17 protein-coding genes and 1 tRNA gene are annotated in these 19,389 nt (G+C 66.6%); 7 read left to right on the top strand and 11 right to left on the bottom strand.

The annotated features are described in order from the left end of the window. Positions 1 to 162 precede the first annotated feature (162 nt). From IP69_RS06065 to pncB, 4 genes are all read right to left on the bottom strand, one after another. Positions 163 to 1,914: a TRAP transporter large permease subunit gene (locus tag IP69_RS06065; RefSeq protein ID WP_054141910.1), complete on the bottom strand. Its 1,752-nt coding sequence runs from the start codon at positions 1,912 to 1,914 to the stop codon at positions 163 to 165. After that, on the bottom strand, positions 1,911 to 2,579 hold the full coding sequence (locus tag IP69_RS06060; RefSeq protein WP_054141909.1) for a TRAP transporter small permease subunit: 669 nt from the start codon (positions 2,577 to 2,579) through the stop codon (positions 1,911 to 1,913). The genes IP69_RS06065 and IP69_RS06060 overlap by 4 nt, the downstream gene beginning before the upstream one ends. Before the next feature lie 97 nt (positions 2,580 to 2,676). Then, entirely contained in the window at positions 2,677 to 3,813 is a 1,137-nt protein-coding gene (locus tag IP69_RS06055; RefSeq protein WP_054141908.1) for a twin-arginine translocation signal domain-containing protein, read from the bottom strand. 181 nt (positions 3,814 to 3,994) lie between these two features. Next, entirely contained in the window at positions 3,995 to 5,272 is a 1,278-nt protein-coding gene (gene pncB, locus IP69_RS06050) for a nicotinate phosphoribosyltransferase (RefSeq protein ID WP_054141907.1), read from the bottom strand. 242 nt (positions 5,273 to 5,514) lie between these two features. Between pncB and IP69_RS06045 the strand changes: the two genes are divergently transcribed. Together IP69_RS06045 and glpD are read left to right on the top strand one after the other, a co-directional pair. Continuing rightward, positions 5,515 to 6,855 (top strand): nucleotide sugar dehydrogenase, encoded by a 1,341-nt coding sequence (locus IP69_RS06045; RefSeq protein WP_054141906.1) that lies wholly within the window; start codon positions 5,515 to 5,517, stop codon positions 6,853 to 6,855. Between the two features lie 8 nt (positions 6,856 to 6,863). Continuing rightward, a complete protein-coding gene (gene glpD / locus IP69_RS06040) occupies positions 6,864 to 8,375 on the top strand; it encodes a glycerol-3-phosphate dehydrogenase (protein ID WP_248306731.1) in 1,512 nt (503 codons plus the stop codon). 153 nt (positions 8,376 to 8,528) lie between these two features. On the opposite strand, the gene IP69_RS21305 is transcribed toward glpD, so the two are convergent. Next, on the bottom strand, positions 8,529 to 8,726 hold the full coding sequence (locus IP69_RS21305) for a M23 family metallopeptidase (RefSeq protein WP_082359011.1): 198 nt from the start codon (positions 8,724 to 8,726) through the stop codon (positions 8,529 to 8,531). A gap of 39 nt (positions 8,727 to 8,765) precedes the next feature. Here IP69_RS21305 and IP69_RS06035 point away from each other — a divergent pair, with 39 nt between their 5' ends. From IP69_RS06035 to IP69_RS06015, 5 genes are all read left to right on the top strand, one after another. Next, positions 8,766 to 9,164 (top strand): DUF2946 family protein, encoded by a 399-nt coding sequence (locus tag IP69_RS06035; protein WP_054141904.1) that lies wholly within the window; start codon positions 8,766 to 8,768, stop codon positions 9,162 to 9,164. A gap of 239 nt (positions 9,165 to 9,403) precedes the next feature. Further along, positions 9,404 to 9,877 carry a copper chaperone PCu(A)C gene (locus IP69_RS06030; protein WP_082359009.1) on the top strand — a complete coding sequence of 158 codons (474 nt, stop codon included), beginning with the start codon at positions 9,404 to 9,406 and terminating at the stop codon, positions 9,875 to 9,877. Between the two features lie 45 nt (positions 9,878 to 9,922). After that, positions 9,923 to 11,038 carry an ABC transporter substrate-binding protein gene (locus IP69_RS06025; RefSeq protein WP_054141902.1) on the top strand — a complete coding sequence of 372 codons (1,116 nt, stop codon included), beginning with the start codon at positions 9,923 to 9,925 and terminating at the stop codon, positions 11,036 to 11,038. After that, the gene (locus IP69_RS06020) at positions 11,035 to 12,078 is read left to right on the top strand and encodes an iron ABC transporter permease (protein ID WP_054141901.1); all 1,044 of its coding nucleotides are present in this window, start codon (positions 11,035 to 11,037) and stop codon (positions 12,076 to 12,078) included. The genes IP69_RS06025 and IP69_RS06020 overlap by 4 nt, the downstream gene beginning before the upstream one ends. Beyond that, positions 12,075 to 12,917, top strand: coding sequence for an ABC transporter ATP-binding protein (locus tag IP69_RS06015; RefSeq protein WP_082359008.1), 843 nt, complete (start codon positions 12,075 to 12,077; stop codon positions 12,915 to 12,917). The genes IP69_RS06020 and IP69_RS06015 overlap by 4 nt, the downstream gene beginning before the upstream one ends. A gap of 261 nt (positions 12,918 to 13,178) precedes the next feature. Here the strand turns inward: IP69_RS06015 and IP69_RS06010 are convergent. The 6 genes from IP69_RS06010 to IP69_RS05985 all read right to left on the bottom strand — a co-directional run bounded on the left by IP69_RS06010 (position 13,179) and on the right by IP69_RS05985 (position 19,201). Further along, a tRNA-Gly gene (locus IP69_RS06010) sits at positions 13,179 to 13,252 on the bottom strand. Positions 13,253 to 13,343: 91 nt separating this feature from the next. Next, positions 13,344 to 15,866, bottom strand: a complete 2,523-nt coding sequence (locus tag IP69_RS06005; protein ID WP_054141933.1) for a heavy metal translocating P-type ATPase — start codon at positions 15,864 to 15,866, stop codon at positions 13,344 to 13,346. A 94-nt stretch (positions 15,867 to 15,960) separates the two neighbouring features. Further along, positions 15,961 to 16,788: a phosphogluconate dehydrogenase C-terminal domain-containing protein gene (locus tag IP69_RS06000; RefSeq protein WP_054141932.1), complete on the bottom strand. Its 828-nt coding sequence runs from the start codon at positions 16,786 to 16,788 to the stop codon at positions 15,961 to 15,963. Positions 16,789 to 16,937: 149 nt separating this feature from the next. Then, on the bottom strand, positions 16,938 to 17,975 hold the full coding sequence (locus tag IP69_RS05995; RefSeq protein ID WP_054141900.1) for an amino acid ABC transporter substrate-binding protein: 1,038 nt from the start codon (positions 17,973 to 17,975) through the stop codon (positions 16,938 to 16,940). A gap of 40 nt (positions 17,976 to 18,015) precedes the next feature. After that, on the bottom strand, positions 18,016 to 18,651 hold the full coding sequence (locus IP69_RS05990; protein ID WP_054141899.1) for a L,D-transpeptidase: 636 nt from the start codon (positions 18,649 to 18,651) through the stop codon (positions 18,016 to 18,018). Between the two features lie 13 nt (positions 18,652 to 18,664). After that, entirely contained in the window at positions 18,665 to 19,201 is a 537-nt protein-coding gene (locus tag IP69_RS05985; protein WP_054141898.1) for a hypothetical protein, read from the bottom strand. Positions 19,202 to 19,389 lie beyond the last annotated feature (188 nt).

Here is a 19,389-nt window from a genome sequence, read left to right as displayed (position 1 = left end):
GTACCAATGTTGCAATGCGGCTTCGTGCGAGCGAATTTCTCTTTGGCCATGACACCCTGTTCCTGATCGACGGCCCTACGCGGCCGGAAAACGCGGTCGCATTAGGGGGTTTTGTCTGCGAAAGCAAGGCGGCCGGCGGGGCGGGCACGCATCACCCGTGCGTCAGTTGCCATAGAGATAGTTCGGCAGCCACAGGGTCAGCCCCGGCCAGAGATACATCAGCACCATGCAGAGGATCACGATCAGCATATAGGGCATCATGCCGGCAAAAATCTGGTTGATCGTGACATGCGCCGGCGCGACGCCCTTGAGATAGAAGGCCGACATCGCGACCGGCGGCGACAGGAACGCGGCCTGCAGGTTCACGAAGACGAGCACGCCCCAGAGGATTGGATCGATGCCGAAATGCTTCAGCATCGGCAGGAAGATCGGGACGAAGATCACCAGGATCTCGGTCCATTCCAGCGGCCAGCCGAGAACGAAGATGATCAGCTGCGACAGGATCATGAACTGCAGCGATGACAGGTTCAGCGACAGGACCCAGCTTTCCAGCAGCGCCTGACCGCCCAGCAGAGCAAACACCGCCGAGAAGATCGCCGATCCCACGAACAGCCAGCAGACCATCGAGGTGGTCTTGGCGGTCAGGAACACGGCTTCCTTGGTGCGCTTCCAGTTCAGGGTCCGGGCATGGAAGGCGAGCAGGAACGCGCCGGCGGCGCCGACGGCGGCGGATTCGGTCGCGGTCGTGATGCCAAACAGGATGACGGCCAGCACGAGCACCGACAACAGCGCCAGCGGTGCCACGGAATCCGTCAGCAGGCGGATGATTTCGAGGCGCTCCGCCGACATCCGACGGTAGTAGCGGGCCATCAAACCCGCAAAGCCCAATGCGATGCCTCCAAACCACCAATAGAAGGCTCGAGGCGGGCCCGTCTCGGCCTCGCCTGCCGGATCGGGAGCCAGATCCGGCGTGCCGAGCTGTTCCACGGCCGTCACCACCTCGGCGGCGCCGGCCTGCTGGTGGACCACGACATACCACCACACCAGGGCGAGTGTTCCTGCGACGATGGTCAGCGGGACCAGCGCATAGGCGAAGGCCCGCAGGACATCGCCATAGCCGACGGGACGCCCCTCTTCGCGCAGGATCAGCCGCGCCTTCGCCGGTGCCAGCAGCGCCTTGCCGAGCGCCGGAAACATGCGCCCGCCATAGGCCTCGCTCAGCGCCTGCGTCCAGGGCGGGACCGCAACCCGCGTCTGCTCGGGCGGCAGTTTCGGCGCGACGCGCGGATTCAGAAGCGCCCAGCCGATGATGTAGACGAGGTAGAGAAAGGCTAGGAAGAAGCCCGGAAACATCGCAGCCGCATAGAGCTTGACCACCGACTGGCCCGCCACCGCCGCATAGACGATGATCATCACCGAGGGCGGGATCAGGATACCGAGCGTGCCGCCGGCCGTGATGACGCCGGCTGCCAGCCGCACATCGTAGCCCGCCTTCAGCATCGGGTTGAAGGCGATGACGCCCATCAGCACGACGACTGCACCGACCAGCCCGCTGGCAATGCCCCAGAAGGTGCACACCAAAAGCGTCGCGACCGCCAGCGCCGCCGGCAGGTTCCGGAAGGCCAGCTGCACCGAATAGAACATCTTGTCGACGAGCGCCCCGCGCTCCATCACATAGCCCATCAAAACGAAGAGCGGGATCGAGATCAGGACGTCGTTGGTCATCGCGCCATAGGCGCGCTGGACCATCAGGTCGAAGACGCGGTTGGCGTACCAGGCCTGGGTGGGGTCATAGAACGCGGCATAGCCGAACAGCATTCCCAGACCCATGAGGGTGAAGGCGGTCGGAAAGCCGAGCAGGATGACGACGACGATGAGGCCGAGCATGCTCAGGCCAAGCGCGGGATCGCTCATGGGTGCCGGTCTCCGCCCAGGCCGCGCTGGCGGGCCGCTTCGTCGATGCTTTGGGTCGCCTCGATCGCGGCTTGCCGCGTCGCCTCGTCGACATGCTCGCTGGCAGCCAGCTGCTCCTCGACAACATCGATCTCTGCGACATCCTTGAGGCGGGCCGGCCACGCTCCGGTCTTCAGGCAGACGATGCAGCGGACGATCTCGGCCAGGCCCTGCAGCAGCACGAGCGCGCCGGCGATCGGGATGACCGTCTTGAAATGATAGACTGGCGGTCCATCCGCCGTGACGTTGGAATGCTCGCCGATGCGCCAGGAATCGCCGGCATAGCTGTAGCCGGCATAGACCAGCGCGCAGATGCCCGGCAGGAAGAAGACGATGTAGAGCACCAGATCGAGCGAGGCCTGCGTGCGCGGCTTCATCGAGCTGTAAAGGAAATCGCCCCGGACATGCCCGTTCTGCGCGAGCGTATAGGCCCCGCACAGCATGAACAGCGTGCCATAGAACATGTTGCTGGCGTCGAAGATCCAGGCGGTCGGCGCGTTCAGGATGTAGCGCTTGAACACCTCGGCGCAGACCAGCAGCATCAGGCCGATGATCAGCCAGGCCGCGAGTTTCCCGAAAAACGTGCTGATGCTGTCGCAGGCGAGAAGAACTTTCTCGACGCTCATTCCCTCACCTCGCAGGCAGGCTCATATCGCAGGCAGGCGCCATGGACCGCACGAGGGTGCGGACCATGGCCGGTGTCGTTCGAGGGGGGCGCGGACCTCAGAGCTTGGCGGCCACCCCGTTGGGACCCCAGTAATGGTCGAACGCCATCTTGCGATTGACCACCGTGTCCTGCTCCCAGCGCGTCGCGCGCTTGGCGAAGGCAAGCTGCGACTGCAGGATTTCGGCGAAGAGCGGATTCTCCGCCGCCTTCTTCTTCGCCACCTCGTCATAGAGCTCGAGCTGGCGCTTCAGGATCGCATCGGGGGTCTTGTAGAAGCGCACCTTGTCCTTGCTCTGCAGCTCGACATAGTCCTGCGAGTAGCGATCGATCGCCTTCCACGACATTTCGGCCGAGCCTGCTTCGACCGCATTGGTGATGATCGCCTTCATCCGATCCGGCAGCGCATCGAATTTGGCCTTGTTGAACATGATCTCGAACTGCTCGGCGTTCTGGTGATAGCTCTGCAGCATGCAGACCTTCGAGACGTCAGCGAAGCCCAGGATCCGGTCGGAGCTGGCATTGTTGAACTCGGCGGCGTCGAGCAGGCCGCGATCCATCGCCGAGACGATCTCGCCGCCGGGAAGCGCATTCACGGCCAGGCCCATGCCGGTAAAGATGTCGATCGAAATGCCGACGGTGCGGTATTTCAGCCCCTTCATATCCTCGAGCTTGGTGACCGGCTTCTTGAACCAGCCCAAAGGCTGGGTCGGCATCGGTCCATAGGGGAAGGACTGCACATTGGCGCCGATCGAGGCATAGAGCTTGGCCAGCAACTCCTTGCCGCCGCCATATTTGTGCCAGGCGAGCAGCATGTTGGCGTCCATCGCATAGGCCGGGCCCGAGCCCCACAGCGCCAGCGCCGTCTGCTTGCCGTAATGGTAGACGAGCACGCCATGGCCGCCGTCCAGCGTGCCCCGCGACACCGCCTCGAGCAGGCCGAAGGCGGGCACGACCGCGCCGGCCGGCAGCACCTCGATCTTCAGCTCGCCGCCGGTCATGTCGTTGACCTTCTTGGCGAAATCGAGCGCGTATTCGTGGAAGATGTCCTTGGACGGCCATGTGCTCTGCCAGCGCATGGAAATCGGACCTGATTGCTGCGCGATGGCCGGCGCCGCCACGGTCGCGGCGGTGGCGACCAGCGAGGTCTTGAGGAATTTTCGGCGTGACTCTCCGATGGTCTTTTCAGACTTCATGTTTCTCTCCCCTGCAAAGCGCCATTTTTAGCATGGCGTCTTGCTTGCAGCAGAGCAGGAAGACTTGAGTGACGCAAGGGCTTCGAAGCGTCGGTCCCTCAACCGGACTCGTTGAAACCAGTAACACCTCTGCGAGGCACCTCGATTTTTCCGAAGCTGACGCTGCTGGAAGCTGCGTCAGCTAACCCGCCTCGAACACCCGGCGATAGCGCGCCACCGTTTCGCTTTCGCCCGAGACCTTCTCGGGATTGTCGGAGAGCTTCACCGCCGGCCGGCCATTGGCGCGCGTCACCTTGCAGACCAGCGACATCGGGTCGAGCGCATGCGAGCCGTCCGGCGAACAGCCGATCAGGTCGTTGGTGAGATCGGTGCCCCAGCCGAAGGCCATGCGGACCTTGCCGTCGAAATGATGGTAGACCCGTTCGATCGCATCGACGCCCAGCCCGTCGGAGAAGACGAGGAGCTTCTCTCTCGGATCGCGCCCTCGCTCGCGCCACCAGGCGATGATCTCCTCGCCGGCGAGGATCGGCGGCGCCGAATCGGGCCGGAAGCCGGTCCAGTCGGCGACCCAGTCGGGTGCATGGCGCAGGAAACCAGTGGTGCCGAAAGCATCGGGCAGCGCGATCAGAAGGTTGCCGCCATAGACCTGGCGCCATTCGTCGAGCACGCGATAGGGCGCGCGCAGCAGCTCGTCGTCGCTCCCGGCAAGCGCGGCCAGCACCATCGGCAGTTCATGGGCGTTCGTGCCGATGGCTTCGAGATCGTTGTCCATCGCCAGAAGCACATTCGATGTGCCGCTGAACGCCGGGCCCAGGCCCTCCTTCAAGGCCTCGACGCACCAGCGCTGCCAGAGATGGCCGTGCCGCCGCCGTGTGCCGAAATCCGAAAGCCTGAGATGGGGCAGCTGCTGCAGCCGCTCGACCTTGTCCCACATCTTGGCCTTGGCCCGGGCATAGAGCACATCCAGCGCGAAACGCTTCTGGCCCTTCATCACCTGGCGGGCCCGCAATTCATTGACGATCGCCAGGGCCGGCACCTCCCACATGGTGGTATGGGTCCACGGCCCGTCGAAATGCAGTTCGTACTGGCCGTCAACCTTGCGCAGGTCGTAATCGGGCAGTCGAAAATCGGCGAGCCAGGCGATGAAGTCCGGCGAGAACATCTGCGTCTTGCCGTAGAACGAGTTGCCGGCCAGCCAGATCAACTCCTTCTTCGAGAAGCGCACATCGCGGGCATGGTCGAGTTGGGCGCGCAGTTCCGCCTCGTCGACGATGTCGGCCAGGCGGATATGCCGGGAGCGATTGATCAGCGAAAAGGTGACCGAGACCTCCGGATGGAAGGCCCGGATCATCTGCAGCATCAGGAGCTTGTAGAAATCCGTATCGAGCAGGCTTCGGATGATCGGATCGAGCCGCCAGCCGTGGTTGTAGGTCCGCGACGCAATATCGGTAACGGTCATGGCAGTGAGGGATCCAGGGAATGGGCGGTGGCCGGTGGGCGAACAGATGGGGCGAAAGGCAAGGGTGGCGCAGGCGAGCCGGCGGCATCTGACCGCGCGCGGGCCTCTCGCGCAAGCGGCGTCGGCCGACCGACGGCATGCCGCGTTGACATGATCGGTGATCTCGGCAAGGACCGGACGCGGCCTGCACCTCGCGTCACAAAGGGTGCCGCCGGGGCCGACAGCGTGCCGGAGTGAGGGTGATGGAGGGCACGCAGGCTCATCGGTTTGTGGCGGCAGTGGCCGACCGCTCCATCGTGATCGGCGTGGTCGGGCTCGGCTATGTCGGCATTCCGCTGGCGCTGGCGGCGTTGCGGCAGGGCTTCAGGGTGATCGGCTTCGACGTCGATCAGCCCCGGGTCGACCTGATCAACGCCGGCCGCGAGACGATCAAGCACATCCCGATGGAGCTGATCATCGACGGGCTGGCGCAGGGCCGCTTCGAGGCCACGACCGATTTCGACCGGATGGCCGAGCCCGATGCCCTGCTGATCTGCGTGCCGACGCCTCTCTCGCGCTTCCGTGAACCCGATCTCTCCTATGTCGAGAACACCACGAGGGAGATCGCAAAACGGCTCCATCCGGGCCAGCTCGTCGTGCTCGAATCCACCACCTATCCCGGCACGACCGACGAGCTGATGCGGCCGATCCTCGAACAGGCGACGGGGCTGAAAAGCGGCCAGGATTTCTTCCTCGCCTATTCGCCCGAGCGCGAGGACCCCGGCAACGCCCAGTTTGGCACCTCCGACATTCCGAAAGTCGTCGGCGGCGACGGCCTCGACGCACTCGCCATGGCGGACGCGCTCTATTCAGCCCTCGTCGTCCAGACCGTGCCGGTGTCCTCTACCGCCACCGCCGAGGCGGTGAAGCTCACCGAAAACATCTTCCGCGCCGTCAACATCGCCCTCGTCAACGAGCTGAAGCAGGTCTACGCCGCGATGGGCATCGACATCTGGGAGGTGATCGACGCTGCCAAGACCAAGCCCTTCGGCTTCATGCCCTTCTATCCGGGCCCCGGACTGGGCGGACACTGCATCCCGATCGACCCGTTCTACCTGACCTGGAAGGCGCGCGAATTCGACATCGCCACGCGCTTCATCGAGCTCGCAGGCCAGATCAATACCGAGATGCCCTATCGCGTCGTCGATCGGCTGGCGGAACTGGTCGATCGCCAGCTCGGGCGCAGCTTCAGTGGCGCCCGCATTCTGGTGCTGGGCCTCGCCTACAAGAAGAATGTCGAGGACATGCGCGAGAGCCCGGCCCTCAAGCTGATCGAGCTGATCGAAGCCCGTGGCGCGCAGGCCGCCTATCACGACCCCCACATCCCGGCGATCCGCAAGAGCCGCAGGCATGGGGCGCTCGCGGCGCGCGCCAGCACGCCGCTGACGGCGGAATCGATCGCCGGCTTCGACGCCGTGCTGATCGCCACCGACCATGACGACGTCGATTACGCGCTGATCGTCGCATCTGCGAAACTCGTCGTCGATACACGCAACGCCTGCGCCCGCCACGGGTTGAGAGCTGAGACCATCTTCAAGGCCTGATGCACAGCATGACCGAGACCGAGACAACCTACGACCTCGCCGTCATCGGCGGCGGCATCAATGGCTGCGGCATCGCCCGCGATGCGGCCGGGCGCGGTGCCTCCGTCGTGCTGTTCGAGAAGGACGACCTCGCCAGCGCCACCTCCTCGGCCTCCACCAAGCTGATCCATGGCGGGCTGCGCTATCTCGAGCATCACGAGTTCAGGCTGGTGCGCGAGGCGCTGATGGAGCGCGAAAGGCTCTGGGCCGCCGCGCCGCACATCATCTGGCCGCTGCGCTTCGTGCTGCCGCATCACAAGGGCCTGCGCCCGGCCTGGCTGCTGCGGCTCGGCCTGTTCCTCTATGACCATATCGGCGGCCGCAAGAAGCTGCCGGCGACACGCACGCTCGACCTGTCGAAGAACGAGGCCGGCCAACCCCTCAAGGACAATGGCGCCACCGCCTTCGAATACTCCGATTGCTGGGTCGAGGATTCGCGCCTCGTCGTGCTGAACGCGATGGATGCCGCGCAGAAGGGCGCCGCGATCCACACCCGCACCCGCGTCGTCGCGGCCGACCGCGAGAACGGCTTCTGGCGCATCACCACGCAGAACAACGGGGCGCGCAGCACGGTGCTGGCGAGGGCGCTGGTCAACGCTGCGGGCCCATGGGTCGGCGATGTGCTGGGCGGCATCGTGCGCTCGAATACGAAGGCTGCCGTCCGCATGGTCCAGGGCAGCCATATCGTCGTGCCCAGGCTCTACGCGCATGACCGCTGCTACATTTTCCAGAACGCCGACGGGCGCATCATCTTCGCGATCCCCTATGAGCGCGACTTCACTTTGATCGGCACCACCGACCACGATTTCCAGGGCGACCCGGCGGGCGCGAAAGCGACGCCCGAGGAGATCGACTATCTCTGCGCCGCGGCCAGCGAGTATTTCCGCGAGCCGGTGATGCCGGCCTCCGTCGTCTGGACCTATTCCGGCGTGCGCCCGCTCTATGACGACGGCGCCTCGAAGGCTCAGGAGGCGACGCGCGACTATGTCCTGACGCTCGACGCCCCCGATGGCCAGGCGCCGCTGCTCTCGGTCTTCGGCGGCAAGATCACGACCTATCGCCGCCTGGCGGAATCGGCGCTGGAGAAGCTTAGCCCCCACGCCGCATGGGCAACCCGTCCAAGGTGGACCGTCACCGGCACCCTGCCCGGCGGCGATTTTCCCGTCGATGGCTTCGCGGAACAGGTTGAGACGCTGGCCGCCGCCCATCCCTGGCTGGCCCGCCAGACGGCGACGCGACTGGTGCGCGCCTATGGCACGAGGGCGCGCGAGATCCTTCAAGGAGCGACGGGGCTCGCCGATCTCGGCCACCATTTCGGCGCCGACCTCTACGAATGCGAGGTGCGCTATCTGACGCGGGCGGAATGGGCGACGCGGGCGCAGGACGTGCTCTGGCGCCGCACCAAGCTCGGTTTGCGGCTCTCCGTACCTGAGCAGGAGGCGCTGGAGGCTTTCATGGCGGAGCAGGTCGCAAACACCTAAGGGGTTGCACGCGCAAACACAGCGTCATTCCGGACAAGCCGCGCAGCGGCGCCGATCCGGGATCCATCATAGGACACGACGGCGCTCTACGATGGATCCCGGGGCAAGCCCGGGATGACGCTGTGTTTCCGAGCTAAGACGGCAAGCCTCACCTCATCTCGCCGGCAGCGCAGGCTGAGACAGCCATGTGCCGGTCTCGATGAATTTCAGCGGGTTGCTCGCCTCGCCCGCAAGCCGGGTCTCGTAATGCAGACGCGGGCCCGTCGAGCGGCCGGTCGAGGCGAGCCGGCCGATGATCGCGCCCGGCGGTACGATCTCGTCGGCCTTGACGTCACCGACCCTTTGACAGATGTCGCACCGGTGCTAGGAAGCGCTCCGGGAGAACCGTCCTTGTCCGCATTTCGCCACAGCGCAGGATCGAGCCGTTGGGTCGCGCTGGTCGCGGCCTATCTGCTCGTGCTGCAGGCGGTCTTCGCGGGGCTGGCATCGGGCAGCCAGGCCGGCACGATGACCCTTGACCGCACGCTGGCGATGACGCTCTGCGCGCCTGGCGAGATGCCCTTGGGCGGCGGTTCGGATCACGGCACCGTGCAGCATGACCAGATGAGCTGCTGCATGCCAGGCTGCGGATTCCCCCATGGCGGCGCGCTTGCGCCGCTGGTCGGCTTCCTGCCCGTCATCCATCGCAGCGTCGATCTCGTCGCCTTCGCGCGCCGCCTCGACGCGCCGCAGGGCTATGTTGCGGGCCGTTCTCCGGCCAATCCCCGCGCCCCACCCGCCCTGGTCTGACCCGGCCGGCGCGCATCCGCGAGGATGTCCGCAGGTTTGCTCAAGCCACTGGACCAGGGTGGGTCCAGGCTGATCCTGCAATTCTCACCTGCAGCCGTGCCTGACAGCGCGGACACCGCGTTACCCTCCATCCGCCAACGCGCCTTGCGTGGTTCGCGGCCCGCCTGCTGACAGCGGGACGCGCCCCGACCGCGGCCGATCGCGCGCCCAAAATCCCCTCTCGATTTCAGGAGAACCACATGAATAAGCCCGTGCACTATCTCGCCGCCGCGATGCTGATCCTGACCAGCGCCGTCGCGCTGGCGCATGATTTCACGGTCGGCCCGCTCAAGATCGACCATCCCTGGACGCGTGCGACGCCGTCCGGCGCCAAGGTCGCCGGCGGCTATTTGACGATCCAGAATAGCGGCAGCGTACCCGACCGGCTGGTCGGCGTTTCGTCCGAGATCGCCGGCCGCATCGAGATCCACGAGATGGCCGTCAGGGACGGCATCATGACGATGCGCCCGCTGCCCGAGGGGCTCGTGGTGAAGCCCGCCGACAAGGCCGAGCTCAAGCCCGGCGGCTACCACATCATGTTCATGGATCTGAAGCGCCCCGTCCGGGAGGGCGAGCCGGTCAAGGGCACGCTGCAGTTCGAGAAGGCCGGCACCGTCGCGGTCGAATTCGCCGTCCAGGGCATCGGCGCGCGCGAGCCCGGCCACAAGCACTGAGCCCTCCCCCGCCGACGAATGCCCCTCCATTAAACGGACATAACGATGCAGCTTTCGTTCAAATCCCTCCTGGCCGGCGCCGCGCTGTTGGCGACTTCGCTGTCGGCGTTCGCCGATCCCACCGAGATCACCGACGCGCTGGGCCGCAAGGTCATGGTCGAGCTGCCGGTCAAGCGCGTCGCGGTGAACTTCAACTTCGAGGAGTTCACGGCGGTCGCCGGTGTCGACGGCTGGAGCCGGGTCGTCGGCATCTCACGCGCGCCCTGGGAGGGTTGGCGGCCGGTGATCTTCAACCGTTACAAGGCGGTGATCCCCAACCTCGCCACCATGCCCGACATCGGCCACAGCGACGACAACAGCTTCAGCGCCGAAAAGGTCATCGGCCTGAAGCCGGACGTGCTGCTGATGTCGGAGTGGGGCCACAAGGCGCTCTCCACCCAGATGCAGCAGATCGAGGCCGCCGGCATCCCCGTCGTCATCATCGACTACAACGCGCAGCTGCTCGAGCGCCATCTCGCCTCGACGCGCGCGCTCGGCAAGGTGATGGGAGCGGAAGGGCGCGCCGAAGGGCTCGCGAGCCTTTATGAGCGGCAATACAAGGATGTGCTCGCGCGTGTCGAAAAGGCCAAGGCGGCCGGGGCCGAGCCCAAGAAGGTCTATGTCGAACTCGGCCAGGCCGGCGCCGAGACGATCGGCAACACCTACAACAACACGATGTGGGGCAAGATCATCACCACGCTGGGCGCGCAGAACATCGCCGCCGGCAAGATCCCCGGCCCCTGGGGACCGCTCAATGCGGAAGCCGTCATCGCCGAGAACCCGGATATCATCTTGATGGCGTCGTCCTCCTGGGTGAACCGGCCCAAGGCCGTGCGCACTGGTTACGACATTTCCGAAACCGAGACCCGCGCCAGCCTGATGCCCTATGCGCAGCGCCCTGGCTGGGCCGATCTCAAGGCGATCAAGGCGGGCGAGATCAACGCCATCGAGCACGGCCTCGCCCGCACGCTCTACGACTTCGTGGCGATGCAATATATCGGCAAGCGGCTCTATCCGGAGGCCTTCGCGGATGTCGATCCGGTCAGGTCGTTCAGGGATTACCACGAAAGCTATCTGCCCGTGGCCTTCAGCGGCACCTGGATGCTGCCGTTGAAGCCATGAGCCTGGCGCCCAGCCTCGCCGCGACCTATGCCGCGATGGGCGCGCGCCGTGCAGCGGTGCTCGCCATCGGCTCCGCCGCCATTCTGGTCAGCCTGGTGCTGGATGTCGCGACCGGGCCGGCCTTCCTGCCGGTGGGCGCCGTGGCGCGCTCCGTCTTCGGCTTGGCGCAGGACCGGACGGTCGATGCCATCATCTGGTCGATCCGGCTGCCGATCGCGTTCGTCGCGCTCGTCGTCGGCGCGGCGCTGGGTCTTTCGGGCGCGATCATGCAGACGATCCTGAACAACCCCCTCGCCTCGAGCTACACGCTCGGCGTCTCGGCGGGTGCGGGCTTCGGGGCGGCTCTCGTCATCGTGCTGGGCGTCGCCATGCCCGTGCCCGAGGCCTGGGGCATCCCGCTGATGGCCTTCCTCTTCGCCGGCATCGCCTGCGCCGGTGTCTACGGCATCGGCCAGGCGCGCGAGTCCTCGCCCGAGATGCTGGTTCTGGCGGGCATCGCCTTGCTCTTCCTGTTCCAGGCGCTGCTGGCGCTGCTGCAGTTTATCGCCTCGCCCGAGGCCTTGCAGCAGATCGTGTTCTGGCTGTTCGGCTCACTGCAGAAGGCGAGCTGGAGCAAGCTCTGGATCATCACGGCGGTGCTCGTGGCCTGCATCCCCGTGCTGGTCGCCGATGTCTGGCGGCTCACCGCGCTGAAGCTCGGCGACGAGCGGGCGCGCGGACTGGGCGTCGATGTGAAACGCCTGCGCCGGCGCTCCTTCGTGCTGATCTCGGCGCTCACCGGCATCGCTGTCGCCTTCGTCGGGACGATCGGGTTCGTCGGGCTGGTGGCGCCGCATGTCGCCCGCATGCTGGTCGGCGAGGACCAGCGCAGCTTCCTGCCGGCCTCGGCGCTATTTGGCGCGCTCCTGCTCTCGCTGTCCTCGATCGCCAGCAAGACCGTCCTGCCGGGCGCGATCGTACCGATCGGCATCGTCACCTCGCTGATCGGCGTGCCCTTCTTCATCTGGCTGATCCTGCGCAACCGGAGGGCCTTCTGGTGAAACTGACGGTCGAAGGCCTGAGCGTCGCCTACGGGCCGACGCGGGCGATCGCGGGGCTCGATCTCGTCGCCCATCCCGGCGAGGTGCTTGCCGTGATCGGCCCCAATGGCTCGGGCAAATCCTCGCTGGTCAAGGCCATCGCCGGGCTGTTGGGGCATGAGGGCATCGTCGCGTTCGACGGTTCGCCCGTGCGGCCGCAGCGCATCGGCTACATGCCGCAGGACATCGGCGCGCGCGCCGCGCTGACCGTGCTGGAGACCGTGCTGCTCGGGCGGCTCGGGCGGCTCGGCCTGCGCGTGCGTCGCGACGATCTCGACGCCGTCGAGGCCGTGCTCGTCGAACTCGATTTGATGCCGCTGGCCGCGCGCTATCTCGGCGAGCTCAGCGGCGGCCAGCGCCAGCTCGTCTTCCTGGCGCAGGCGCTAGCCTCCGAGCCGGCCCTGCTCTTGCTCGACGAGCCGATCAGCGCGCTCGACATCCGCCATCAGCTCGAGGTCATGGAGATCGTGCTGCGCATGACCCGCACGCGCAGCCTCACCACGCTCGTGATCCTGCACGACCTCAACATCGCCGCGCGCTTCGCCGATGCCGTCATGGTGATGCGCGAGGGCCGCGCCGTCTGCTGCGGTCAACCGGGCGACGTCATCGACAAGGCCATGGTGGCGGCCGTGTTTGGCGTCGAGGCGGCATTATCGGCCGCCCCCGATGGCCGGCTGATCATGACGGCGATGCGAGCCTTGCAATCGTCTAGCAACTCTGGCCCGGTAACGCCTGAAAACTCAGAACACCAGATACATCAAGATGATCAGCGGAATCGGAATACCGACCAGCCACAATAGAATTCCACCCATGGTCTTCACCTCCTGTTTGTGAAGGGTAAACGCCAGACGGCAAGACGGGTTCCCGCCGGCCCGCGATCAGCCTGGCTCGAACCCACCCAGGATGAACCGTCACGATGCGGCCGCCGGCATCGCCTGGTCCATCCAGCCGTCTCGGGGACCGATTTCACGCTGGGGTGGCCATCGATTTGACTGACCATGCGGCGGCCCATCCAGCGACTGGGCGCTGGATCGCCATCACGAACGCGATTTGAGGGCGAATGGAGCGGGTACCGGGAATCGAACCCGGGTATTCAGCTTGGAAGGCTGCTGCTCTACCATTGAGCTACACCCGCGCGATCTCCGAAATTCCCCAGCGGCGTCCGGAAGTCAAGCCGTCGCGTGCTGGCAGGCAGCGGTTTCGCATCGAACCTCGGGGCGTGACGCTCACGTCGCCGCGACCGCCGGCCCGCGCGGGGCGCGGTTGGCCTGCGCTGCCAGCGGCGGGCGAAAGCCCTTCAGCCGCAGCGCGTTGGCGACGACGCTGACGCTCGACAGCGCCATGGCGAGCCCCGCGAACATCGGCGACATCAGGATGCCAAAGGCCGGGTAGAGCACGCCGGCCGCGACCGGGATCAGCACGGCATTGTAGCCGAAGGCCCAGAACAGATTCTCCGAGATGTTGCGGATCGTCGCGCGCGACAGCGCCACCGCATTGGGTACATTGCGCAGATCGCCCGACATCAGCACGACATCGGCGCTCTCGATGGCGATGTCGGTGCCGGTGCCGATGGCGAGCCCGACATCGGCCTGCGCCAGCGCCGGCGCGTCGTTGATGCCGTCGCCGACGAAGGCGACGCGCGCACCGCCCGCCTGCAATCGCTGGATCACTGCGACCTTGCCGGCCGGCAGCACCTCGGCGACGACCTCGTCGATCGGCAGGCCCTTGGCGATGGCCTCCGCCGTGGCGCGGTTGTCGCCGGTGATCATGACGATGCGCAGGCCCTGCGCCCGCAGCGCCTCCAGCGCCGCAACGCTCGTCTCCTTCAGCGGGTCGGACACCGCCAGCACCGCGGCCAGTCGCCCGTCGATGGCGGCATAGAGCGGCGACTTGCCCTCCCCGCCCAGGCGCGCGGCAATGCTCGCGAAAGCCGCGATGTCGATGCCCTCGCGCTCCAGCAGCCGGTCGGCGCCGACGAGCAGGGCGCGGCCCTCGATGGTCGCCGAAACACCAAAACCCGCATCGGCCGCAAAATCCGACGCCGCCGCGACCGCCAGACCGCGTCGGCCAGCCGCCGCGACGATCGCCTCGGCGATCGGATGCTCGGACCGGCTCTCGACGCCAGCGACGAGGCGCAGGACCTCGTCCTCGACAAACCCGTCAGCAACCGTGATGTCGGTGAGTTCCGGTTGTCCCTTGGTGATCGTGCCGGTCTTGTCGAGCGCCACGACCGTGACGTCGCGCAGCGCCTGCAGCGCCTCGCCGCGCCGGAACAGCACGCCGATCTGCGCCGCCTTGCCCGTGCCGACCATGATCGAGGTCGGCGTCGCCAGCCCCATCGCGCAAGGGCAGGCAATGATCAGCACCGCGACAGCGTTCACGATCGCCAGTGACAGCGCCGGGCTGGGGCCGAAGATCATCCAGACCGCGAAGGTAGCGAGCGCCGCCGCCATCACCGCCGGCACGAACCACAGCGTCACCTTGTCGACCAGCGCCTGGATCGGCAGCTTGGAGCCCTGCGCCGCCTCCATCGTCCGCACGATCTGGGACAAAAGCGAATCGGCACCCACCGTGGTCGCCCGCAGCCGGAACGCGCCCGCCTTGTTGACCGTGCCGCCGACGACGGAATCACCGGCCTGCTTCGAGACGGGAATGGGCTCGCCGGTGATCATCGATTCATCGACATAGGACGACCCCTCGACGATGTCGCCATCCACCGGCAGCCGCTCGCCGGGCCGCACAAGGACGATATCGCCGGACCTGACCTCGGCCAGCGGCACATCCGCCTCGCGGCCGTCGCGCAGCACCCGCGCGGTCTTAGCCTGCAAGGTCAAAAGTTGGCGGATGGCGTCGCCGGTGCGCCCCTTGGCGCGGGCTTCGGCATAGCGGCCAAACAGGATCAACGTGACGATCACCGCGCCGGCCTCGAAATAGGTGTAGGCCAGCCCCGCCGGCAGCAGCCCGGGCAGGAAGGTCGAGACCACCGAATAGAGATAGGCCGTCGTCGTCCCCAGCATGACCAGCGAGTTCATGTCCGGCGCGCCGCGCAGCAAGGCCGGGCCGCCCTTGCGGTAGAACTGCAGGCCCGGCCCGAACTGGACGAGGCTCGCCAGCAGGAAGGAGAGGTAGCGGATATTGGCCTCGCCGATCGAACCCGCCAGCGCGTGGTGGAGCCCGTCGGAGAGATGCGCGCCCATCTCGAAGACGACGATCGGCAGCGTCGCGATCGCGGCCAGCGTCAGCTTGCGGCGCAGACTTGCGAGTTCTGCCTCATGGGCCACGCGGTCGAGATCGGTCTGTGCGGCGGCATCGAGGATGGGGGTCGCCGGATAGCCGGCTTTTGCCAGCGCCTCGGTCAGGACCGCGACCGTTTGCGCCCCGCCGACATAGCGCGCCCGGGCCCGCCCCGTCGCCAGATTGACGCCGCCCTCGATCACGCCGGGTACGGCAGCCAGCGCGGCTTCGACCCGGCCGACGCAGGAGGCGCAGCTCATCCCCGAGACGGAAAGCTCGACCGTCTGCTCGCGCGGCTCGTAGCCGGCCTTGCGGATCGCATCGAGGATCGGCTGTGTCGCCGTGCCCTTGTCGAGTGCGAGGCTGGCACGGTTGGTCGCGAGATTGACGGACGCCGCCGCGACCCCAGCAACCGCCAGCACCGCCTTCTCGACCCGGCCGACACAGGAGGCGCAGCTCATCCCCTCGATCGCGATCTCGATCCGGGTCGCGCTGTCGGGAAGTGTCGCCTGCATGATGATCATCTCGCCTGAGCCCTGGTGTTTGGGCCGAGCCATCGAGATGGGGATTCCCATCATGGGAAGGTCAAGAGCGAGCGACCGATAAATCTCAGGTGATGCGGCGCACGCTGGCGGCGATCTCCTTAGGCTCGAACAGCCGCTTCCAGTCCGGCTTCAGGATCGTGTCCTTGCCGAAGACGATCGCCTTGTTGCAGGCGTCGGAAAACACGCCCGGCACCTCCTCGAAGGTGACGGCGGCGAGGATGTTCATATGCCCGAGCAGGAAGTCGCGCGCCGCCTCGCGCGGCACGCCGCGCGCGATGGCCTCCTCCATCGCCTCGCGCATCGCGTCCAGCAGCGTGGCGCAGACGGTTTCCGAGAGGCCGGGCTCGAGGATCGCCATCTGCGCGACGGTGACGCGATGCGAGCGCATCACCGGCGCCCAGATCGCCCGCGCGACCTCCTCGCCCAGCGCGTAGTGCTCTTCGGGCCCCTGCATCAGCGCATTGACGATGTGCTGCTTCGCGGCGATCCCGCCGAAATGATCGGCCTTGGCGGCGGGGTCGGTCTCGTCGTTGAAGATCGGCGGATGGCAGGGATGCGTCACGAAATAGGTGATATCGGGCCGCTCCGGCAGATGGCCGGCATGGGGCGCGGCGGCATCGAGAATGACGACGATCGTGCCCGGAGCCAGGATGGGAAGCAGCGTCTTGGCGACGGCGCCGACATGGGTGTCGGGCACGGCGAGCACGACGACCTCGGCGCCCGCAACCGCAGCCTCCGCTGCCATGCAATCGAGCCCAAAGGCCTCGCGCACCCGCTCGCGGCCGGCCGGGCTGACCTCGACGGGCCGCATGGTGAAACGCGAGGCGGCGAGGTTGCGGCCCAGCCGCATCCCCATCTTGCCGCCGGCCCCGAACAGCGCGACCACCGTCATCTTCATTTCTCCCCAGCGGCGCGCCCGGGTCAAATCGAGTCGGACCCATCCGCGCGCCTTGCGCCAGCCTAGGCCCGAGCCCGTCGCGCGCGCCAGTGCGTTTTATCGCAACCTGCCCTGAGAAACGGAACGTCGCGATGGCCGGCGCGTCAGCGCAGCGGCGGCGCGTAGAGCACGCCGCCCATGTTCCAGAGCTGGTTCAGCCCGCGCGGAATGGCCAGCTTGGAGCCCGTGCCGAGATTGCGCTCATAGATCTCGGCATAGCTGCCGCCTGCCCGCACCGCCTTGACCGCCCAGTCGGCATCGAGCCCCAGCGCCTTGCCGAAGCCGCCCTCGGCACCGGTAAAGCGGCGCACATCGGGTTTCTGGGATTTAAGAGCCTCGTCGAGATTGGCCGCCGAAATGCCGAGTTCCTCGGCATTGATCAGCGCGAAATTGACCCATTTGACCACGGTGAACCAGGCGAAATCGTCGCTGCGGACAACGGGCCCGAGCGGCTCCTTCGAGATCACGTCGGGCAGCACGATCGCCTCACTGGGCTTGGCCAGCCTCAGCCGCTCGCCATAGAGCGCCGACTGGTCGCGGGTCAGCACATCGCACTGGCCGGACTCGAAGGCGGCAAACGCCTCGGCCGCTCCTGGGAACAGCTTCTCCTCATAGGTCAGCGAATTGGCCCGGAAGAAATCGGCCAGGTTAAACTGCGAGGTTGTGCCCGTCTCGACACAGATCCTGGCCTTGTCGAGGGCCAGCGCGCCATCGACACGCAGCGCGCGCTTGGCCAGGAAGCCCTGTCCGTCATGATAGGTGATTCCGGCGAAGGCGAGGCCAAGCTGCGCCTCGCGCCCCAGCGTCCAGGTCGAGTTGCGCGAGAGCAGATCGACCTTCGCGGCTTTGAGCGCATCGAAGCGCTCGCTCGCCGAAAGCGGCGTGAACGTCACCTTCTGCGGATCGCCCAGCACGGCCGCCGCGAGCGCACGGCAGAAATCGACATCGAACCCCACCCACTGCCCCTGTGCGTCCTTGGCTGAAAAGCCGTTCAGCCCCTCGCTGACGCCGCAGGACAGCGTGCCGCGCTGCTTGACAGTCTCAAGCGTACCGGCGTCGGCGGGCGCGGCGAGGCCGATGGCAAGCGCGATGGCCGCGAACCGGCCGATGCGGCGCGGACGCGTGGTTGAACGCTTCGACATGGCTTTCCCCCCGGAGATGGCGTGATGGCGCGGTCGCGCGCTACAGCGTCGCCTTGTGACGGATGATCACCTTCGTCCCCAGAGGGACCCGCTCGTAGAGATCGGCGACATCGCCATTGGCGAGCCGGAAGCAGCCCGAGGAAATGGCCTCGCCGATCGTCTCGGGCTGGTTGGTGCCGTGGATGCGAAACACGGTCGAGCCGAGATAGAGCGCCCTCGCGCCCATCGGATTGCCCGGCCCCCCGGCCATGAAGCGTGGCAGATAGGGCTGGCGCTGCAGCATCTCCGGCGGCGGGCGCCAGTCCGGCCATTCCGCCTTGCGGCTGACCTGCACCTGCCCGGACCACTGGAAGCCCTCGCGGCCGACGCCGATGCCGTAGCGCAGCGCCCGTCCATTGCCCTGCACCACATAGAGGAAGCGCTCGGCCGACTGGATGACGACCGTTCCAGGCGGCTCGCTGGAGCGGAACAGCACCATCTGGCGGGCAAAGGGCCCCTCGGTGATGGTCACCTCCTCGGTCGAGACCCGGCCCGGCTCGTCGCCGACATCCATCGTCTCCTGCAAAGCGGCGGGCGGTCGCGGCTGAGCCAACGCCGCCGGCGAAACCCCAAGCCAGCTGGCCAGCAGCACACCCCAAAAACCGGCCCGTGCCGGAACGAGACCCCAACAATTCATGCTGTCCTCCGGCTCAACGGCAACGCACATAGATGAAGGTGCCATAGCGGCGATGAGCGTCGGGATCGACGAAACGCATGACCAGCATGGAGTCCGATGCGGACAGGATCTCGCGATCCTGGAGGTCGCCAGGCGGCGCCTCGAAGCCGAGGAAGGTCCGTCCGCCCGGCCCGGCCTTGAGCCGCAGCTCATAGAGCTTGGGGTCGTCGGCGGCATGCATCATCACGCCGTCGCCAGCGCCCTTCCGGATGACATAGGGCTGGCTGCAAGCGGCCTTCGCCTGCGCCTCGGTGCGCTTGCGATCCTTTTCGGTATGGAAGGAGGCGATCCCCCAGTTCCCGATCAGCATGTTGACGCCGATATCGCTCGGCGCTGCCGCCGATGCGACGACCTGCGGCTGCGCGGCCCGCTCGCTCTCCCCGCTGGACAGGCAGCCGCCCAGCGCCAAGGCAAGGCCCAGCGCGAGGCACGCCCCTGCAGACCGGCTGATCCAGAGGCTCTCGCGCCGGCCATTCCTGCATGGCGTGTTCTTGACGTTGCTGGCCACCATCTCCCCCCATGGCTCCCAAGCCGCCGCTTTACACTGCGGCCGTTGCGTCAATAGGGCATGATTTCCCGATCGGGGCAATCGCCGGCTGGGCGGCAACACCACGTCATAGCCCCCCAGGATGCACGATGCGGGTTTCGGCGAGCCGGGAGACGGGAGCAGGCCAGGCGATGGATCGCCGCATGACCAAG

The organism is Allobosea sp. AAP35, from assembly GCF_001295925.1.
In the GTDB taxonomy this organism is placed as follows: domain Bacteria; phylum Pseudomonadota; class Alphaproteobacteria; order Rhizobiales; family Beijerinckiaceae; genus Allobosea.
Note: the sequence above shows the minus strand (reverse complement) of the source record. Positions and strands in the feature narration are given on the sequence as shown.

Bases quoted from the DNA above. Each gene is read 5' to 3' on its own strand.
- IP69_RS06065 (WP_054141910.1), bottom strand. From the start codon at position 1,914: ATGAGCGATCCCGCGCTTGGCCTGAGCATGCTCGGCCTCATCGTCGTC.
- IP69_RS06060 (WP_054141909.1), bottom strand. From the start codon at position 2,579: ATGAGCGTCGAGAAAGTTCTTCTCGCCTGCGACAGCATCAGCACGTTT.
- IP69_RS06055 (WP_054141908.1), bottom strand. From the start codon at position 3,813: ATGAAGTCTGAAAAGACCATCGGAGAGTCACGCCGAAAATTCCTCAAG.
- pncB (WP_054141907.1), bottom strand. From the start codon at position 5,272: ATGACCGTTACCGATATTGCGTCGCGGACCTACAACCACGGCTGGCGG.
- IP69_RS06045 (WP_054141906.1), top strand. From the start codon at position 5,515: ATGGAGGGCACGCAGGCTCATCGGTTTGTGGCGGCAGTGGCCGACCGC.
- glpD (WP_248306731.1), top strand. From the start codon at position 6,864: ATGACCGAGACCGAGACAACCTACGACCTCGCCGTCATCGGCGGCGGC.
- IP69_RS06030 (WP_082359009.1), top strand. From the start codon at position 9,404: ATGAATAAGCCCGTGCACTATCTCGCCGCCGCGATGCTGATCCTGACC.
- IP69_RS06025 (WP_054141902.1), top strand. From the start codon at position 9,923: ATGCAGCTTTCGTTCAAATCCCTCCTGGCCGGCGCCGCGCTGTTGGCG.
- IP69_RS06020 (WP_054141901.1), top strand. From the start codon at position 11,035: ATGAGCCTGGCGCCCAGCCTCGCCGCGACCTATGCCGCGATGGGCGCG.
- IP69_RS06005 (WP_054141933.1), bottom strand. From the start codon at position 15,866: ATGCAGGCGACACTTCCCGACAGCGCGACCCGGATCGAGATCGCGATC.
- IP69_RS06000 (WP_054141932.1), bottom strand. From the start codon at position 16,788: ATGACGGTGGTCGCGCTGTTCGGGGCCGGCGGCAAGATGGGGATGCGG.
- IP69_RS05995 (WP_054141900.1), bottom strand. From the start codon at position 17,975: ATGTCGAAGCGTTCAACCACGCGTCCGCGCCGCATCGGCCGGTTCGCG.
- IP69_RS05990 (WP_054141899.1), bottom strand. From the start codon at position 18,651: ATGAATTGTTGGGGTCTCGTTCCGGCACGGGCCGGTTTTTGGGGTGTG.
- IP69_RS05985 (WP_054141898.1), bottom strand. From the start codon at position 19,201: ATGGTGGCCAGCAACGTCAAGAACACGCCATGCAGGAATGGCCGGCGC.